The 16,046-nt window shown below is 65.8% G+C and carries 16 protein-coding genes; 8 read left to right on the forward strand and 8 right to left on the reverse strand.

The window, feature by feature from the left end; genetic code table 11:
* Positions 1 to 232 precede the first annotated feature (232 nt).
* From OM977_RS08510 to OM977_RS08535, 6 genes are all read left to right on the forward strand, one after another.
* Positions 233 to 559 carry an ArsR/SmtB family transcription factor gene (locus OM977_RS08510; protein ID WP_264357356.1) on the forward strand — a complete coding sequence of 109 codons (327 nt, stop codon included), beginning with the start codon at positions 233 to 235 and terminating at the stop codon, positions 557 to 559.
* Complete coding sequence (locus OM977_RS08515) at positions 556 to 1,386, forward strand: cation diffusion facilitator family transporter (protein WP_264357048.1); 831 nt, start codon at positions 556 to 558, stop codon at positions 1,384 to 1,386. The genes OM977_RS08510 and OM977_RS08515 overlap by 4 nt, the downstream gene beginning before the upstream one ends.
* Positions 1,383 to 2,051 carry a DsbA family protein gene (locus OM977_RS08520; protein WP_264357049.1) on the forward strand — a complete coding sequence of 223 codons (669 nt, stop codon included), beginning with the start codon at positions 1,383 to 1,385 and terminating at the stop codon, positions 2,049 to 2,051. The genes OM977_RS08515 and OM977_RS08520 overlap by 4 nt, the downstream gene beginning before the upstream one ends.
* A gap of 262 nt (positions 2,052 to 2,313) precedes the next feature.
* Positions 2,314 to 2,856 carry a hypothetical protein gene (locus OM977_RS08525; protein ID WP_264357050.1) on the forward strand — a complete coding sequence of 181 codons (543 nt, stop codon included), beginning with the start codon at positions 2,314 to 2,316 and terminating at the stop codon, positions 2,854 to 2,856.
* Between the two features lie 113 nt (positions 2,857 to 2,969).
* Positions 2,970 to 4,796 carry a gamma-glutamyltransferase gene (ggt, locus tag OM977_RS08530; protein ID WP_264357051.1) on the forward strand — a complete coding sequence of 609 codons (1,827 nt, stop codon included), beginning with the start codon at positions 2,970 to 2,972 and terminating at the stop codon, positions 4,794 to 4,796.
* Positions 4,797 to 4,849: 53 nt separating this feature from the next.
* A complete protein-coding gene (locus OM977_RS08535) occupies positions 4,850 to 7,231 on the forward strand; it encodes an alpha-amylase family glycosyl hydrolase (RefSeq protein ID WP_264357052.1) in 2,382 nt (793 codons plus the stop codon).
* Positions 7,232 to 7,259: 28 nt separating this feature from the next.
* Here OM977_RS08535 and OM977_RS08540 read toward each other — a convergent pair whose 3' ends face one another.
* From OM977_RS08540 to OM977_RS08550, 3 genes are all read right to left on the reverse strand, one after another.
* Positions 7,260 to 10,439 carry a bifunctional cytochrome P450/NADPH--P450 reductase gene (locus tag OM977_RS08540; protein WP_264357053.1) on the reverse strand — a complete coding sequence of 1,060 codons (3,180 nt, stop codon included), beginning with the start codon at positions 10,437 to 10,439 and terminating at the stop codon, positions 7,260 to 7,262.
* Positions 10,440 to 10,534: 95 nt separating this feature from the next.
* A complete protein-coding gene (locus OM977_RS08545) occupies positions 10,535 to 11,029 on the reverse strand; it encodes an NUDIX domain-containing protein (protein WP_264357054.1) in 495 nt (164 codons plus the stop codon).
* Entirely contained in the window at positions 11,026 to 11,883 is an 858-nt protein-coding gene (locus tag OM977_RS08550; RefSeq protein ID WP_264357055.1) for an alpha/beta hydrolase, read from the reverse strand. Before OM977_RS08550 ends, OM977_RS08545 begins: the two co-directional genes overlap by 4 nt.
* 334 nt (positions 11,884 to 12,217) lie before the next feature.
* Here OM977_RS08550 and OM977_RS08555 point away from each other — a divergent pair, with 334 nt between their 5' ends.
* Positions 12,218 to 12,805: a nitrilase-related carbon-nitrogen hydrolase gene (locus tag OM977_RS08555; RefSeq protein WP_264357056.1), complete on the forward strand. Its 588-nt coding sequence runs from the start codon at positions 12,218 to 12,220 to the stop codon at positions 12,803 to 12,805.
* A gap of 24 nt (positions 12,806 to 12,829) precedes the next feature.
* Here the strand turns inward: OM977_RS08555 and OM977_RS08560 are convergent, their stop codons facing one another.
* Both OM977_RS08560 and OM977_RS08565 read right to left on the reverse strand, forming a co-directional pair.
* Positions 12,830 to 13,330, reverse strand: a complete 501-nt coding sequence (locus tag OM977_RS08560) for a HEAT repeat domain-containing protein (protein WP_264357057.1) — start codon at positions 13,328 to 13,330, stop codon at positions 12,830 to 12,832.
* 65 nt (positions 13,331 to 13,395) lie between these two features.
* Positions 13,396 to 13,698: a DUF4193 domain-containing protein gene (locus OM977_RS08565; RefSeq protein ID WP_264357058.1), complete on the reverse strand. Its 303-nt coding sequence runs from the start codon at positions 13,696 to 13,698 to the stop codon at positions 13,396 to 13,398.
* A 547-nt stretch (positions 13,699 to 14,245) separates the two neighbouring features.
* On the opposite strand from OM977_RS08565, the gene OM977_RS08570 reads away from it, so the two are divergent.
* Entirely contained in the window at positions 14,246 to 14,467 is a 222-nt protein-coding gene (locus OM977_RS08570; RefSeq protein WP_264357059.1) for a hypothetical protein, read from the forward strand.
* Between the two features lie 425 nt (positions 14,468 to 14,892).
* Here the strand turns inward: OM977_RS08570 and OM977_RS08575 are convergent, their stop codons facing one another.
* The 3 genes from OM977_RS08575 to OM977_RS08585 all read right to left on the reverse strand — a co-directional run bounded on the left by OM977_RS08575 (position 14,893) and on the right by OM977_RS08585 (position 16,041).
* Entirely contained in the window at positions 14,893 to 15,480 is a 588-nt protein-coding gene (locus OM977_RS08575) for a hypothetical protein (protein ID WP_264357060.1), read from the reverse strand.
* A gap of 85 nt (positions 15,481 to 15,565) precedes the next feature.
* Positions 15,566 to 15,742 (reverse strand): CsbD family protein, encoded by a 177-nt coding sequence (locus OM977_RS08580; RefSeq protein ID WP_264357061.1) that lies wholly within the window; start codon positions 15,740 to 15,742, stop codon positions 15,566 to 15,568.
* Positions 15,743 to 15,888: 146 nt separating this feature from the next.
* Entirely contained in the window at positions 15,889 to 16,041 is a 153-nt protein-coding gene (locus OM977_RS08585) for a hypothetical protein (protein WP_264357062.1), read from the reverse strand.
* Between the last annotated feature and the right edge of the window lie 5 nt (positions 16,042 to 16,046).

Here is a 16,046-nt window from a genome sequence, read left to right on the forward strand (position 1 = left end):
CAGCCGGGGCCAGCACAACGCGAAGCCCGTCATCGCCGGCTGGAAGGACCTGGGCTTCACCCCGAAGTGGTCAGAACTGGCTTCCGAGAAGAAAGCCGGCAACGCTTGGTGGAGGGTTTTGACGGGTGGGGCAATGTGATCGGCTATGCGGGCTAGGGCGGCGCTTGTGGGCACCCCGGCTGCGCTTATTACACAATGGCGTGAATACAGCCAAGGCTGTACTATGACCCGTATGGAAACGCTCACCCAGGCACCAGTGCTGGCCCGGTTCGGCTATGCAGTGTCAGACCCGACCCGCGCCCGGATCCTTCTGGCACTCTCGGAAACTCCGTCCTATCCCTCGGATCTGGCTGATTCCTTGGGAGTCTCGCGTCAGAGCATGTCCAACCACCTGACGTGCCTGCGGGGCTGCGGGCTGGTTGTTGCCGTCCCTGACGGGCGGCGGAGCCGCTATGAGCTGGCAGATGCCCGGCTTGGCAACGCCATCAAGGACCTGATCGGTGTTGTGCTTGCGGTGGACCCGGCGTGCTGTTCCCCGGATGGGGAGTGCTTCGCATGACCGCGCTGCTTCACGCGCCCAGTCCGGATCGCCGCAAGGTGCTGAGCCGGAGGATCAGGCTGTTCGCGGCAGCCACCATTACCTATAACGTCATTGAGGCTAGTGTGGCACTCTGGGCCGGCGGGGTCGCGGACTCTTCGGCGCTTATCGGCTTCGGCCTGGACTCGGTCATTGAAGTAACTTCCGCCCTGGCTCTTTCCTGGCAATTCTCTGCCAAGGACCCGGAACGACGTGAGCACCTGACTTTGCGGATCATCGCCATTTCCTTCTTCGCCCTCGCCGCGTTCGTGACCGTGGATGCCCTCCGGTCACTCACGGGCGCAGGGGAGGCCCAGCACTCGACACCGGGCCTCGTGATCGCAGCACTGAGCCTGTCGATCATGCCTGTCCTGTCGTGGGCGCAGCGCCGGGCCGGGCGGGAACTTGGCTCCAGGACCGCCGTAGCGGATTCCAAACAGACGCTGCTCTGCACGTACCTCTCCGCCGTCCTGCTGATTGGCTTGATCCTGAACAGCACTCTGGGGTGGTGGTGGGCCGATGCCGGCGCGGCATTGGTCATTGCAGGTATCGCCGTCCGGGAAGGCATCAACGCCTGGCGCGGCGAGGTCTGCTGCGCCATACCGCACGCCACCGAGTGCCACGCTGAAGAGGATGATGGCTGCTGCCCGCCCAGCGAAGAGTCCTCAACAACATCTGCCTTCGCGGTGCCCGTGACAGCAGCGACGGCAGGCAAAGAGCCTGTGGATTCCTGCTGCGCAAGGCGCAAATCAGACGCATTGGCTGCGCCGGTCGTCGTTAACCTTGGAACAAAGCCGGCTGATCGATGAGCGCAGTCGTTTCCGCCCGACGGGTCCGCCTCGTAATCTGGATTCTCCTTGCGGCCCTCGTCGGCGCTGGGGTGATCTGGTACTTCGTACTCACCGCCAATAAGCCCGCTCCGGCCGCACCTCTGGCGGCTGCCGACGCCCAGCTCATCAGGGAAGACAGCCACCGGGTCACGAGCCCGGCCACTGAGAAGGCCCAGCTGGTCGAGTTCCTGGACTTCGAGTGCGAATCCTGCCGTGCTGCTGAGCCGCTGGTCGCGGAACTGCAGAAGGAGTACGGGGACCGGATCACGTTCGTTCACCGCTACTTCCCGCTGCCCGGCCACCGTAATTCCGTCCCCTCAGCCGTGGCCGTGGAAGCCGCAGCCCAGCAGGGCAAGTATGAGGAAATGGCTGCCAAGCTATTCGAGACCCAGCCAAAATGGGGCGAGAAACAGGACTCCCAGGCAGCACTGTTTAGGACCTTCGCGCAGGAACTGGCTCTGGACATGGACAGGTACGACGCGGCAGTCGCGGACCAGGCAACCAAGGACCGCATCAGCAAGGACGTCGCCGACGGACGCGCCCTCGGCGTGACAGGCACGCCCACCTTCTACCTTGACGGAAAGAAGCTCACCCTGAACACCGAAGCCCAGTTCCGGCAGCTGCTCGACGAAGCCGCGCGCTAGCGTGGCTTTGACAGTCGGGCAAGGCAAACCACCGGCTTTGTTCCTTTCTATTGCCAGCCCGCCATCACCGGGGCGCATGAGAAGAGCGGGGCACCGGGTCGGCCACCTCAGGCGGTGTGGGAATATCCTTTGATAGAACGGCCCCCACCGTATCAAGGCCCTGGTTTCCGCTGCACTCCAAACAGGATTCGGGCGTCCGCTCCAGCCCGTCCAGCCCCTTCTTCAGGGTAGCCTGCCTAAGGGTCTAGGGAAGGTCGGTGTCGTGGACATCTTGAGCGACGTAAACAGCGAGTGGCTGAGGGCCCTGACGTGGCTTTCGGCGATCGCCGCCGGGTTGCTGCTGTGTTTTTGGCGGCCCCGCAGGCCTCATCTGGGTGCCCTTGGAGCCGTCCTCGTCTTCGCGATGGCTAACATCGGCGCGGGCATCTACGTCCTGTCCCACCTCGGCGATTCCCGCTGGGGCGGCGGTGCGGAGGACAGGCTCGGCGCTCCTCCCAAACTGGCTGATACTCCCGTTGTTGGGCGGTTTCTGGGAGACCTCGACGCTGCCATGAGCGGAGTGGTGGACGGCGTCAATGAATTCATCGATTTTCGGGCATCGCTTCCGGTCGCGGTGGAATTCCTTGCGGCAGCGGGATGGGCCCTGCTGGTCGCGGTGCCACTGGGCATCCTCGCGCTGATTGTGAGCTACCGGGACGGGCAGCGCCGCAAGAAGGAATTCGCCAGATACAGCTCGCGGGTCGAAGAACTCAGCGCCGAGCTCGAGGAAATCAAGCGCCACCTCGGCTACCCAAACCGCGATTGAAACCAGCAAGCAGCGCCGCGTGAGCCGACCGTGTGCGAGGTGTTGAGTGGCGCACCTCGGAGTAGTAGCGTGATTGCACGGTTAACTCGCAGCACCTTCACCCGGGAGCGACCATGCCATCAGTGAGACGCCGACTCGCTGCAATCACGGCGGCTCTGGCCTTGAGTGTTACCAGCGGTGTCGTCGTCAGCCCCGCCGTCGCAGATCCGCGGGAAACGGAAAAGACAGCCACCGCCACCGGATACGGCGGCGCAGTGAGCACCGTGGATTTGGAGGCATCCGGAGCGGCGATTGAAGTCCTCCGCAGAGGCGGCAACGCGGCGGACGCCGCCGTCGCGGCGGCCGCGACCCTGGGCGTGACCGAGCCCTACAGCGCAGGGATCGGCGGTGGAGGCTACTTCGTGTTCTACAGCGCGAAGACCCGCCGGGTCAGCACCATCGACGGCCGCGAAACTGCTCCGGCGGCGATGCGGCACGACGCGTTCATCGACCCGGGGACGGGCAAACCGTACCGCTTCACGCCGGAGCTCGTCACCAGTGGCGTCTCCGTCGGCGTCCCCGGCACGCCGGCCACGTGGGAGCGCGCGCTCGACCGTTGGGGCACGATGAGCCTCGCCGAGGCCCTCACGCCTGCAATCAACGTCGCGACCCGGGGTTTCGTGGTCGACGATACGTTCCGCCTGCAGACCCTCGACAACCAGGTCCGCTTCGCGGCGTTCACCTCGACGAGCAAGCTGTTCCTGCCGGGCGGAACAGCACCCGCCGTCGGCAGTGTCTTCCAGAACCCCGAACTCGCCGAAACCTACCGGCTCCTCGGCGAGAACGGCGCACGCGGCTTCTACCGCGGCGCCCTCGCGGCGGAAATCGCGGCCACCGTCCAGTCCCCGCCCAAGGCGCCTGGCACGGCGCTGCCCGTCCCGGTCGGCAATATGACGACGGCGGATCTGGCCGCCTACCGCGTGCTGGATCAGGCACCCACGCACGTGGACTACCGCGGCCTGGACGTTTACGGCATGGCGCCGTCGAGCAGCGGTGGCACCACCGTCGGGGAGGCGCTGAACATCCTCGACCCGTTCAACATCTCGGAGATGGCCCAGCCCGACGCCCTGCACCACTACCTCGAGGCGAGCGCCCTCGCCTTCGCGGACCGGGGGAAATACGTGGGCGACCCCGCGTTCGTCGACGTCCCCACCAAGGCGCTCACCGATCCCCGGTTCGGCAAAGAGCGCTCCTGCCAGATTGATCCGCGGCACGCGGCCAAGAAGCCCGTCCCGCCGGGGGACGTGGCCAAGTACGACGGCGCGTGCCCGGCCGCCGCTGCCGCGCCTGCCACCGAGAGGGACACGGAGAACATCTCGACCACCAACCTGACGGTCGCGGACAAATGGGGAAACGTGGTTGAGTACACGCTCACCATCGAGCAGACGGGCGGCTCCGGCATCGTGGTTCCCGGCCGCGGGTTCCTGCTCAACAACGAACTGACCGACTTTAGTGCCGTCTACGACCCGGCCGACCCGAACCGGATCGAGCCGGGCAAGCGTCCGCGCTCCTCGATGTCACCAACCATCATCCTCAAGGACGACAAACCGTTCCTCGCGCTCGGCTCGCCCGGCGGGTCCACGATCATCACCACCGTCCTGCAGACGATCCTGAACCGGGTGGACCTGGGCATGAGCATTTCCAAGGCGATCGCCGCGCCGCGTGCGGCGCAGCGGAACTCGGCCAGTGTGACGGCGGAGTCGGGATTCATCGCCGCCTACGGAAGCCAGCTCGCGCCGTACGGCCACGTGCTGGAGCCGGCCGGGGCGCCGTCGACGTCCGCGGCGGAGATCGGTGCGGCGACGGCAATCGAGTTCAAGTCCGACGGGCGCATGGTCGCCGCTGCTGAGCCGGTGCGGCGTGGGGGCGGCTCCGCGATGGTGGTCAAACGTTCACGCTGAGGTCCCCGCCCGGTGCTCCATCGGTGGTTTCGGAAAATTGATCGGGGGAACCGATGATCACGGTGCGCTTCCAGTACCTCAGCGGGATAAAGCAGCGCCTCTTCCGAAACGCCCGCCTGGCCGGCTCGTGGAACGGCTGGGGCGACCTGCCCATGCAGGAGGTCACCGGCGAGGACGGCTGTCCGGCCTTTGAAGCGACCGTGGTCTTCGACGACGCCGTGGCAGGACAGGAGGTCCGGTGGGGTGTCCGCCTGGACGGTCCGTCCGGTGCGAACCAGTGGGCGATCGCCACCGAGGACCCGTATCCCAACCCTGTGCGAACGGAGCGCATTTTCATCCTGCCGACGGCCGGAGGGCACGATACGGCCCGGTACTGCCTGACCGTCAGCCGGTTCTTCGGGGCCCAGAAACTGCACCAGTACGGCAAGGAGCACCTCCGGTTCGCGGCGTGGGCTCCGAACGCCCAGGCGGTCGACGTCGTCTTCGGGAAAAAGGACAACGGCTATATCTACGACGACGGACGCGGCATCGACCCGAACCAGCCGGTGATCCCGCTGCACGGCATTGGCGCGGGCATCTGGGCCAGTGTTCCCCGGGCCGACTTCGCGTCCTTCGTGGGCCTGCCCTACATGTACCGCGTTCGCACCGCGCAGGGAGTGGTCCGGATGCGCACCGACCTCCACTCCCGGTGGCAGATGGGACGCGGCGCCATCAATCCGGAAAACCCGAACCACCCTGCCTGGGACGGGAATCCGGACAGCCTGGACGGAGGCGTGAGCTGCAGCGTCGTCATCGACCAGGACGTGGTGCGGGAAGAATTCGAACCGACCACCGACCCGCCGAAGCAGCTTCCCGACGAGGAGTTCTGGCTCACCGAGTTCACCCCTGCCACGCCGGTGCCGACCCGGCTGACGGAACTGGTGATCTACGAACTCCACATAGGATCGCTGGGATTCAGTCGGATTGACGCCGGCAAACTCCGGGATGCCATGGAGTTCATCCCTCATCTGGTGTCCCTCGGGATCAACGCGGTGGAACTGATGCCGGTGTCTGAGACCGGCGGGACCTTCAGCTGGGGTTACGGCGACACCCATCACTTCGTCATCGAGTCCAGCGCCGGCGGACGCGACAAGTACAAGCACTTCGTGCGGGAGTGCCACCGCAACGGGATAGCCGTCATCCAGGACGTCGTCTACAACCACTTCGACAACACCGCCGATCGGGCCCAATGGCAATACGACTCCGACCTGCCCGAGCAGAACATCTACTACTGGTACGAGGGCCGGTCCGCCGACCACGGGAACCCGGACAACGGGTACCTCCAGAACGGGTCTTCGGGACGGACCCCGCGACTGTGGGAGGAGAACGTCCGGCAGCTTTTCATCAGCAGCGCGGCGGAGTTCGCAGCGGAGTTCCACGTCGACGGCTTCCGCGTGGATCTCACCGAGGCCATCCACCGCGACCACCGGCGGGAGATCGATGGGTCGGAAGTTCTCGCGGCGCAGCTGTACGGGCACAAACTGTTGCGGGAGTGGAGCCGCACGCTGAACCTTATCCGTCCCTCCGCTATTCGAATTGCCGAAGATCACTCGGGCTGGAACAAAATCACCGAACCCGCTGACACCGGCGGGATGGGCTTCAATGCAACCTGGTTCTCGGACCTGTACCACGACCTCATCGGCGACGCCGCCAACCATGAGGACAGGGCGAAAATACTGCACGGTGCCGGATTCGGGACCGACGGCCCGCTGCCCTGGACCCAGTTCTGCGGCTCCTTCGCCAGGACGGGGGAGGCGCACGTTGTCTATCACGAATCCCACGATGAGGCAGGAAACGCGCAGGGCACTCTGCGCACCATCCGCGCGGCCATCAACGACGCCGTCCTGCACGGGCCGACCCGGGACGTCGCCGAGGCCAGGACGCGCGTCGTCGCCGGGATCAGCATGCTCTCGGCCGGCACGCCGATGTTTTTTATGGGCGAGGAAATCGGCGCGCGGAAGCCTTGTAAGTACGACGACATCCCGGGCGGACGGGAGGACATCCTGGGTGAGCGTTCCGGGCTCGGTGCGAACCTGTTCCGCTACTACCAGGACCTGATCCGGCTCCGCCGGGGCAGCCGGGCCTTCCGTTCGCGCACCATCGACATCATCCACGCCTCTGATGACGCCCGGGTTCTTGCCTTCGTCCGTTCCGACGGCACCACCCGTGAGCTGGTCGTCGCGTCCCTGAACAACCATCCGTTTGCGGCCGGGTACACCCTGCGAACGACGGCGGACCGGCTGGCCCCGGGCGGATGGCAGGAAATTTTCAACAGCGATTCCAGGTTCTATGGCGGAACCGATCTGGGCAACTACGGTGCCGTGCTGCCAAGTCAGGACGGGCGGATCGATGTGCGGTTGCCGGCCAACGGCCTCGTCGTCCTGCGACGGACGTGATCCTGCTCCCGCCCGTTTTCTTGCGTGTTCACGTGAAGATATCGGCCACATACCTGCCGTGGGTGCGTTCCACATCATCGATCCACGCGTCGGCCTCCGCAACAGATGCGCCGGTCGCCTCCCGATAGATGCGCTCGCACGTGTCCCGCACCTGCGGCGCCATGTGTTTGCCGTCGCCGCAGACGTAGACGGTTGCGCCCTGTTTGACCAGCTCGACGACGTCGGCCCGGTCGGCCCAGAGCCTGTCCTGGACATGCTTCCGGCCGTCCTCGGGTGCGGTGGAAAAGACCGGCCTGAGATCTAGGTTGGCCTGGTCTGCCCACGACGCAAGCTCCGTTTGGTAGAGGAAGTCGGTGTCGGGGGCCCGGCAGCCGAAGAACAACAGGGCAGGCGCCGGTTGGATGCCCTCGGCCTCGGCCCGCAACGCGCGGTCCTGGATGAATCCGCGGAAGGGCGCCAGCCCAGTCCCTGCACAGACCATGATGAGCGGAACGTCCAGGGACTCGGGCGGGTGGAAAGCCGCGTTCGAGGGACGCACGGTGACCGCGACCCTTGACCCGGGCCTGGCCTGGGCGAGGTATGTGGAGGCGGCACCTTCGAAGACGCCGCGGCCCGACCATGCCGGGGCCCTGATGACGGAGAAGGTCAGCGTCGCATGGTCGGGGCTCCAGAGCGGGGAGGAGGAGATGGAGTACCGCCGCGGCGCCAGCTGGGTCAGCAGTTGCAGGAACGAGCCGAAGGACAGTTGGCAGGACGGGTAGGTTTCCAGCAGCTCCAGGAGGGAGACGCGCTTATCGAGGATCTCGGCCGCGTGGCGCTCGCGGTCCTCCGCGAGCGACTCGAGCTCCCGGCGCTGGGCAGGGTCCTCGGCGACATCGGCCAGGTACTCGAGCTGGATCCGCGTGGCCGGGACGGCAAGTTCGAGGTAGCTGCTGAGCAGCTCGCCCACGGCCACGGGCATCCCGGTAGGCAGGAAAGTCTCGCCCTGATCCATGCTCAGCAGGACGTGCGAGTCGTAGTCGAGGTTGAACCGGGTCAGGGCCCGCTGCACCAGTTCGCTGGGATTCAGCGGCAGTACGGCCAGATAATCGCCAGTTCGGTACCTCATGCCTTCGGGCAGGGAGATCTCCACATGCCGCTTGGACCGGGCTCCGGGTTTGGCGGTATTGACCAGTTCCCGGTTCGCAACCACGGTGCCGAGCGCCAGTCCGTTCTGGCGCAGCAGCGGGTCCCGGACGTTGCCCACAAACTGGACTTCCAGCCCGGGCTGCGCGGCCGGCGAACTCGTGGCTTGCCCGAGAGCGGCGTCCACGGCGGGCCAGAAGCCGGCGTACCATGCGTCGAAGTCGCCGAAGAAGTCGCCGCGGGCGTTGGCCTCGCCCCGAGCGTAGATCCGCACCGCGCCGGCGGCCTCCAGCCGGGCGTCGATGGCCTTAGGCACCTCCTGGTAGGTCCGCGCCCAGTCCCTGTTGCCGTTGCCGAACACCGTGAACCGCACCCCGGCGAGGGTGCCGGGCCGCAGGCCCTCCGTCCAGGCCATGAACTTCCGGGCGTTGTCCGGCGGCTGCCCCTCGTAGGAGGAGGCAACGACGGCGACGAGCCCTTCCGTCGGCAGCCCGCCTGCCGCGTCGTCGAGCGGACCGATCGTGGGGCTGTAGCCGCGCCGGCGGGCGTCGTTGGCGATGCGCTGGGCGAAGTCCTTGGAGGTTCCCGCATTGGAGCCGTAAAGTACGCGGAGCGGGACACCGTTGGCGGCTGCGATGGGGGGCGTTTCGACCTGCCGGGCATGTTCGACGGCGGCGGCCTCCTGCGGCGCTCCGATCCCGACGTCCCGGCGTCGTACGTGAATAAACAGCCCTTCGGGCTTCATGGTCAGCGTGTGCTTGATCTTCAGTTCGTAGCCGGGGTCCGCCGCCGTGATCTCGAAGCGCTGCAGAAGCTTGGCCAGGAACAGCATCGCCTCCTGCAGGGCAAATCCACGGCCAATGCAGGAACGCTGTCCGTTTCCGAATGGCTTCCAGGCGTTTGCGGGGATATCCGCGGCCCGCTCGGGGGAGAACCGGTCCGGCTCGAAGAGCTCAGCGTCTTCACCCCACGCCGCCTTGTCGCGGTGCAGCAGCGGAATCAGGACCAGGATGGGCTGGCCCGCGGAGACCTGATAGCGACCGTCAAGCGTCGTGTCCTCGAAGGGAGCGGCGTTGAACCCCGGGGCGGTGGGCCACAGCCGAAGCGTTTCCTTGAGAATCTGGTCCAGGTACCCCAACCGGTGCAGGTGCTCGAACCGGGCGCTTTCGGTGCCCAGGACCTCGTCCACCTGGGCTTGGGCCTTGGCCAGGACGCCCGGATGGAGCAGCAGTTCGTAGAGGGCGAAGGACAGCAGGCCGCTGGTGGTCTCGTGCCCGGCGACCAGGAAGGTCACCATCTGATAGCGGACGTTGTCCTCGGGCAATCGCTCACCCGTCAGCGGGTCTGCCGCGTTGAGCATGGTATCCAGGATGTCTTCGCTGCCGGGCGGACTGGGGTTGCGCCGACGGTCGCTGATCATCTGGTCGGCGACCTCAAACATCAGGGCGTTGTCTTCCTCAAGCTGGTGCCGTCTGCGCAGCATGATCTTGTTCTGGACCGGGAGCCTGCGCCCGCGTTGCCCGGACTCGACCAGGACGCGGACCATGGCCCCCACGAACGGATGCATCTCCTCCCGGTAGAGGCTGTTGAAACGGTAGCTGAAGGAGCACAGGGCGATGGTGTCCAGCGTCAGCCGGGTGGTAGTGTCCGGGACGTCGATCCGGACGGCAGGGCCGAGCCTCTCCCACTTGAGGAGCAGCTGCTCGGCGATGTCATCCATCCCGCTAAACATTCGCTTCAGTGCGGCAGGCCCGAAGGCCGGCATCAGGATCCGGTGCGCCTTTTGCCAGTTGGGTTCCTGGGTTTCTGCGGTGAACAGGCCGTCGCCGGTGAAGTCCCGCACCTCCCGCAGGGCCCTGCCCAGTACCTTGCCGAAACGGGATTCGTCGCACACTTCGTTGACGAGCTGCTGGGAGGAGATGGCGACGACGCTGCGGTTGAAGAACTGGATGCGGACGATGGGTCCGTACCGCTCGGCCACCTCGACTATGCCCAGGATTCCCTTGTTGGAGTCGATATCGGGCAGGTTGCCCACCACGGGCTTTGGGGGAGGCTGGGGTATGGGGACGGTAGGCGACGTCATGGTGCGCTCCTCGGCGGTTGCCGATCGAGGCACTAAGGACAACTTCCCGCTCCCGATCGGGCGAGGCTCTCCATCCCCGATCCACGATACTCCCGTCAGATTCCGGGCACTATAGAGCCGCGGCCTTCCTGGAGGTGCCGGATGAGCGCGTCGAGGACCGGAAGCTGGCCTTTGACCAGCTTTGTGCGGGCCAGCGGCTCCGTGGTCCATACGGCGTCGTCGATTTCAGGGAAGCTGGTGATAGTGCCGGATCCCTTCGGCCATTCCAGGGCAAAGGTGTTGCTCACGATCTCTTCCGGGGCAAAGTCCGCTTCGGCGGCGAACACCGTGATGATCTTTCCCGAGGGTTGCCGGAAGGCGCCCAGCATGAGGTAGTCGACGGCCGGGGCCGCAGTGCCGATTTCCTCGGCGAACTCGCGTAGCGCCGCCACCAGCGGGTCCTCGTCCTCGAGGTACTCGCCCTTCGGAATGGACCAGGCATGAGCATCCTTATGGGCCCAGAACGGGCCGCCCATATGGGCGATCCAGACCTCCAAGCCGGAGGAGGCGCCCCGCCGGTACAGCAGTATCCCTGCGCTCCGGACCGTCATCTGGCCTTCACCCTGTCGAGCCAGGTCTTGAGGAGGGAAACGACGACGGAGCTTTGCATGGCGCCCAGATGGTCGAGTCCAGGGAGTACTTGCACGTCCCATCCGGCCGCCGTGAGCTCGCGCTCATGGTCGGCCAGCGGAGCGCCAATCCGTACTTGCACACCTCCCCATCGCGGCCCGTAGTCGATTTGGTCGGCGGAGCCGGCAAACGCAAACCGGGGCAGTCCGGGTGCCACGGCAGCCGCTGAATCATCGAAGTCCTGGAGCGCTTCGTAGAGTGTGACGAACTGGCGGGTTTGTGCTTCGCTCGTCTGTATTGTGGCGGCATCCCAGTCGCCCGGTTCGACGGAGACATCTGCTGCCGGCGTCTGCGCCGCGGGCCCGGCAGCCGCCGAATGCGCGGCCCTCGTGACAGCCAGCATACTTTTGTACGGGCCTTCGAGCGGCGGGTATCCGCCCATGACCAGCGCCCAGAGTCGATTGGTGCGGATCGCCAGCTGTAAACCGCAGAGCGCCAGCCAGGAGTACCCGTAGTACCCGAACCGGCCGGCCGCCGCGGCGTCAGCGATGGCCAGAAAATCAGTGGCGACGTTCTCCGGGGTGAGGGTCTCGGGCGCCGGATGCGCCATCCGGTGCCCTTCGTAGTCGGCCGCGATCACCCGGTACGACGGCGAGAGGCCCGACACGAGGTTCGGCCCGAGGTCCGGGTCCGCGCCCCAGGCGCGCATCGTGACCGCTTCCGCCTCGGGCCGGGGTTCCGCCCGTGTGGGGATGAGAAGTGCCGGGCCGTTGCCGCTGATCGCGACTGGAATTCTGGTCCCGTCGTGCAGGACAGCGTCAACGCTGCCGTTCACCGCGATCTCCATCCGCTGGGAGTTCCGGTTCGAGGTCCGGCTCCTCCGCGCTGGCCAGGGCCATGAACATGGTCCGGTGGAGGACGTCGACGTGACGGCGGGAGCGAGTCCAGCTCAGCCAGTCGGTCGGCGGTGGCGTTGAGGGCGGAGAAATGCGTTACGGCGCATTCCTGCAGCATCCGCCGGTCAACGAGCTCATGAATTCGCCCGGCGTCGGCGGCGCCTGAGCTGAACCGGTCCAGAATGTCCTGCGGGGGGTTCGCCATCGCGGTTCTCGGCCCTGCCTCGGAATGGCTGGCTTTCATGATTCCCAGCCTACCCAGTAGCTCCAACGTTGCTCTACGCAACGGCGGCGCGCAACGGCGTCGCCGTCGTCGCCGGCCTCCTGGAAGCCTCCGAAGACCCGGACCGGGCCTACAACACCGTCGTTGCGATAGGCCCCGACGGGGCGAGACTGGCCAGCTACCGGAAAATTCACCTCTTCGACTGCCAGGGATTCCGCGAATCTGACCACATCAAACCCGCGTCCGAACCGGCACCCGTCACGTTTTCCTGCGGCGGCATCACGTTCGGGCTGATGACCTGCTACAACCTGCGTTTCCCCGAACTGACCCGGGCCCTAACGGACGCCGGCGCCCAGGCACTTCTGGTCTGCGCTTCCTGGGTGGCCGGTACTTCCACGACGGAGCAATGGGCCACGCTCGCCAAGGCCCGGGCCATTGAGAACGGTGCCTATGTGGCCGCCGTCTCCCAAACACCGCCAGTGTCCATCGGGCACCGCATGCTCATTGATCCTTTGGGCGCTGCACTGCACGTCCTCGGCCTGGGGCCGGCAGCCGCCACGATGGACCTTTCCCTGCTGTCGGTAGAGGCGGCCCGGAACCAGTTTCCCACCTGGCGGCACCACCGGCTCGATCATTAGCAAATCCAAGGGCCTGGTCCGATCTCAGCCAAGCCGGCGGTCCAAGCGCTGCTCCATGCGCCGCAGGGCGGCCGCTGCCTCGTCAGCCTCCCGGGGGCTTTCAAAGGACACGGCCAGCAGGGGCTCCGCGGAGTCCGCCTCGCAGATGTCGGCGATCGCGTTGTATGCCGAGACCCGGACGCGCGCCACCGGGTCACCGGCCAGGACCGCCAGGGCGGCCGAACCCTCTGCGAGTTCCCGACGGCGGCACACTTTTGCGCACATCTCCCGCACCCGCCAGTGCTCGTCCCGGAGACCGTATATCACTGCCGCGGATGCGGATTCGTCCCATACATAGAGGAGCGCCCGGGCTCCCCAGACCCGGGACCAGTAGGCAGTCCATCCGGGGGAGCCGCCCAGCAAGCCGATTTCCAAATCGTCGCCGCCCTGCTGACCGGATAACAGCGCGGCAGCCCATTGGACGACTTCATCCCTGCCGTAGAGCTCCACGGCGCGCTCGATCAGCACCTTCGGTTGGGGCCTCATTCCCCGATCGTAGGGCCCCCGCCCAGGCAGGAGAAGCCCCAAGTGGATCGTAGTTCGGGGCCCGGTCAACCCTCACAGTCGCGGCAGAAGGCGTGGCCGTCACTCTCACGTGCGATCTGTGACCTGTGCCGGACGAGGAAACAGGAAAAGCAGGTGAACTCGTCCTCCCTTTGCGGGATGATCTCAATTCTCAGCTCCTCGCCGGAAAGGTCGGCGCCGGGCAGCTCCACCCCGTCCGTGGTGTCCGCCTCGTCCAGGTCACGGATAACGCTGCCGGCGTCCGGGGCATTGGCGGACTCAACGGCACGAAGTGAGTCCTGGCGCGATTCAGCAACTTCGAATCGCACTTCGTCGTAATCAGTGGCCATCCTGAGGCTTCCCTTCTGGCGTCATCCGGACCGGTGGCGGCGGTAGGTGTGCGAGTCCGCCGCATCGAGGACTTCGAGCGATGTCATATGTGCCGCGTTGGCCACGTCCTTGATCGGCGTTCCGAAGGTGACGGCTCTGGCCGCCACCTGCAACTCGGGCGCGGAGTGCTCGTGTTCGAAGTCGGCTTACATGTTCATGGCGGCAGCCTCTTCCACTGCCCGGATGGGACCAGTGGTCATGGCCTGCGCCGATGTTGCCGAAGAAATGCTTGAGTTGTTCCGTTGCATCAGGACACCCCCGTAAAAAGCGCCGACAAGGGGGCGCTGCCGGGGTCCGGGGCAACAATGCAATATTAGGGCGAGAGCCCGTCCTTGAAAAGGACCAGCGTGTCTGTGATTTTTACGAAGGCCGCGCTTACCCGCTCGGCACGGCTAGTGGTCACCATGCGGCCGGTTTACTACAGGGCGACGTTGCCGTGGCCTTCATTTTGCGGCGCAAAACTCAGGCGTCCCAGCAGCACGGCGCCAGCTGCTTCTCGCAGCGTCAGTGCGTTCGGAAGGCGTGGGCGAGATCTGGGCGCCCGGTTCGATCGTCCTAATCGTCGTTGCCGGAGTGTTTGTCGTCGCCCGGCTCCGGTTCGCCGTGGCCGCCGCTGCGGCCGCGGTCGTCGTCGTTGCCGGAGTGTTTGTCGTCGCCCGGCTCCGGTTCGCCGTGGCCGCCATGGTCATCATTGGCTTCGATCGAACGGGACGGTTCTGGTGCCGCTGAGGCGAGTGATGCCGCGGTCCGGTCGTCGGCGAGGGAAGGGACGGCCGGTGCCGGGCGCCCGCTGCTTGGTCCCGTGCCGGCTCCGGTGGCGGGTTGCGATGAGGAGCCAGGGACCGCGTCTTCGCTGGCGGATGGGCTGGGCGTTGAGGCAGGGGAGGCCGACCCGGCAGTCGTCTCACTTTGAGTAAGAATGGCGATATTCGCGGGGACGGAACTCCCTACAGGTGTGCTGTTCAGAGTCTGGGTATTCACTGCGACGGCTGCCGAGCCCGTGAGGAGAATGCTGGCTGCTGCGAGGATGAGGACTGTGTTGGCTTTCATGGTCCAACCCTAGGAATCCGAGGGAAAGAAGTGATCCCTGCTGAATCCAAGAGTTGTCCAAGATTGCTCGCCCAATTGGCTCGGCAGGCCCCTGATCGCCGCGGTCAGCGGGCGCCGGACGCCGGCAGGAACTGGTGGTTCCGAATCCGTGAGCTCCCGAAGTCGATGGTCAACGGTTCAATGCGCAGGGGCTCCCGTGTTCGGGTCTTGGGGCGGCCGACAGCAACATGCGGTGTCCAACGGGGGTATCTGAAGCCCAGCGCACGTGAGCTGAGAATGAAGTCGTCAACGTTGTCCACCAGCAAGTCGTCGAGCAGTTCATGGAGGGCGCGCACCAGCAGGACCTGGAATTCATGCACGTGCTCGGGGACCTCCACCTCCAGTCCGGATACGTTGCCGCCGCCCAGGACGATCAGCTTGTCGGCCCGTCCCGTGAAGGCTGCCAAGACCGGCAGGGCCTCCAACCACGCGACCACCCTACGCGTGGCAACCGCGCTGCTGGTGATGCCGCTGGTCCAATCCTCGACGTCCCGGGAGAAGTCCTCCAGGACCCCGACGTGCAACAGGGTCAGGTGCAGGCCCTGGCGTCGACGCAACGCGTCGACGAGCGTGCCCAGCTCGTCGTAGTCCGAAGGGGCTGATCCTATGCCAAGCACGGGAACCTCCACCGTGATGCGCGGCAGGGTAAGCATCGGCATCCCCTTCTGTGGCCGCGCGGCGGGGCAAGTAGGGGCAGAGGCGCGGTCCGAACGGATCACGCCTCCGCCATTGGGGGAATCAGTGTTTCTTGAAAGCGTCTTTGATTTTTTCGCCGGCCTGCTTCAGGTCGGCTTTGACCTGCCGGCTTTTGCCTTCGGCCCTCAACCGTTCGTTGCCGGTGGCTTCGCCGGCAGCTTGTTTGCCCTTGCCGTGGAGTTTCTCAGCGGCATTGTGGATCTTGTCACCCAATCCCATCGTCGTTCTCCTTCTTTGGCCGCCCCCGCGACGTGAATGCCATGGAGGCTGACAATTAAATTGTAGGGACAGAAGCGGTCAATAGCGGGGCGATGGACAAACATCGTTTCCGGGTGAAGTCCCGTCCCAGAGGGGATCTGCGGCGTCTAGGCGATCAAGGTGTGCAGGTCGACTCCAAGGAGCGCCACGAGCGGCCACAAGACGATCGCCGCCAGGCCTTCCAGTATGTTGCCGGGAACATTCCAGGCCACCAGGTAACCGTGCGTGGCGGCGACCACCACGCCGATGGCCAGATACACGGCCC

This window comes from Pseudarthrobacter sp. MM222 (genome assembly GCF_947090775.1).
Taxonomy (GTDB): domain Bacteria; phylum Actinomycetota; class Actinomycetes; order Actinomycetales; family Micrococcaceae; genus Arthrobacter.

Excerpts from the sequence above, each read along its gene's own strand:
- OM977_RS08510 (WP_264357356.1), top strand. The coding sequence starts at position 233 with ATGGAAACGCTCACCCAGGCACCAGTGCTGGCCCGGTTCGGCTATGCA.
- OM977_RS08515 (WP_264357048.1), top strand. The coding sequence starts at position 556 with ATGACCGCGCTGCTTCACGCGCCCAGTCCGGATCGCCGCAAGGTGCTG.
- OM977_RS08520 (WP_264357049.1), top strand. The coding sequence starts at position 1,383 with ATGAGCGCAGTCGTTTCCGCCCGACGGGTCCGCCTCGTAATCTGGATT.
- ggt (WP_264357051.1), top strand. The coding sequence starts at position 2,970 with ATGCCATCAGTGAGACGCCGACTCGCTGCAATCACGGCGGCTCTGGCC.
- OM977_RS08535 (WP_264357052.1), top strand. The coding sequence starts at position 4,850 with ATGATCACGGTGCGCTTCCAGTACCTCAGCGGGATAAAGCAGCGCCTC.
- OM977_RS08540 (WP_264357053.1), bottom strand. The coding sequence starts at position 10,439 with ATGACGTCGCCTACCGTCCCCATACCCCAGCCTCCCCCAAAGCCCGTG.
- OM977_RS08545 (WP_264357054.1), bottom strand. The coding sequence starts at position 11,029 with ATGACGGTCCGGAGCGCAGGGATACTGCTGTACCGGCGGGGCGCCTCC.
- OM977_RS08560 (WP_264357057.1), bottom strand. The coding sequence starts at position 13,330 with ATGAGGCCCCAACCGAAGGTGCTGATCGAGCGCGCCGTGGAGCTCTAC.
- OM977_RS08565 (WP_264357058.1), bottom strand. The coding sequence starts at position 13,698 with ATGGCCACTGATTACGACGAAGTGCGATTCGAAGTTGCTGAATCGCGC.
- OM977_RS08575 (WP_264357060.1), bottom strand. The coding sequence starts at position 15,480 with ATGCTTACCCTGCCGCGCATCACGGTGGAGGTTCCCGTGCTTGGCATA.
- OM977_RS08580 (WP_264357061.1), bottom strand. The coding sequence starts at position 15,742 with ATGGGATTGGGTGACAAGATCCACAATGCCGCTGAGAAACTCCACGGC.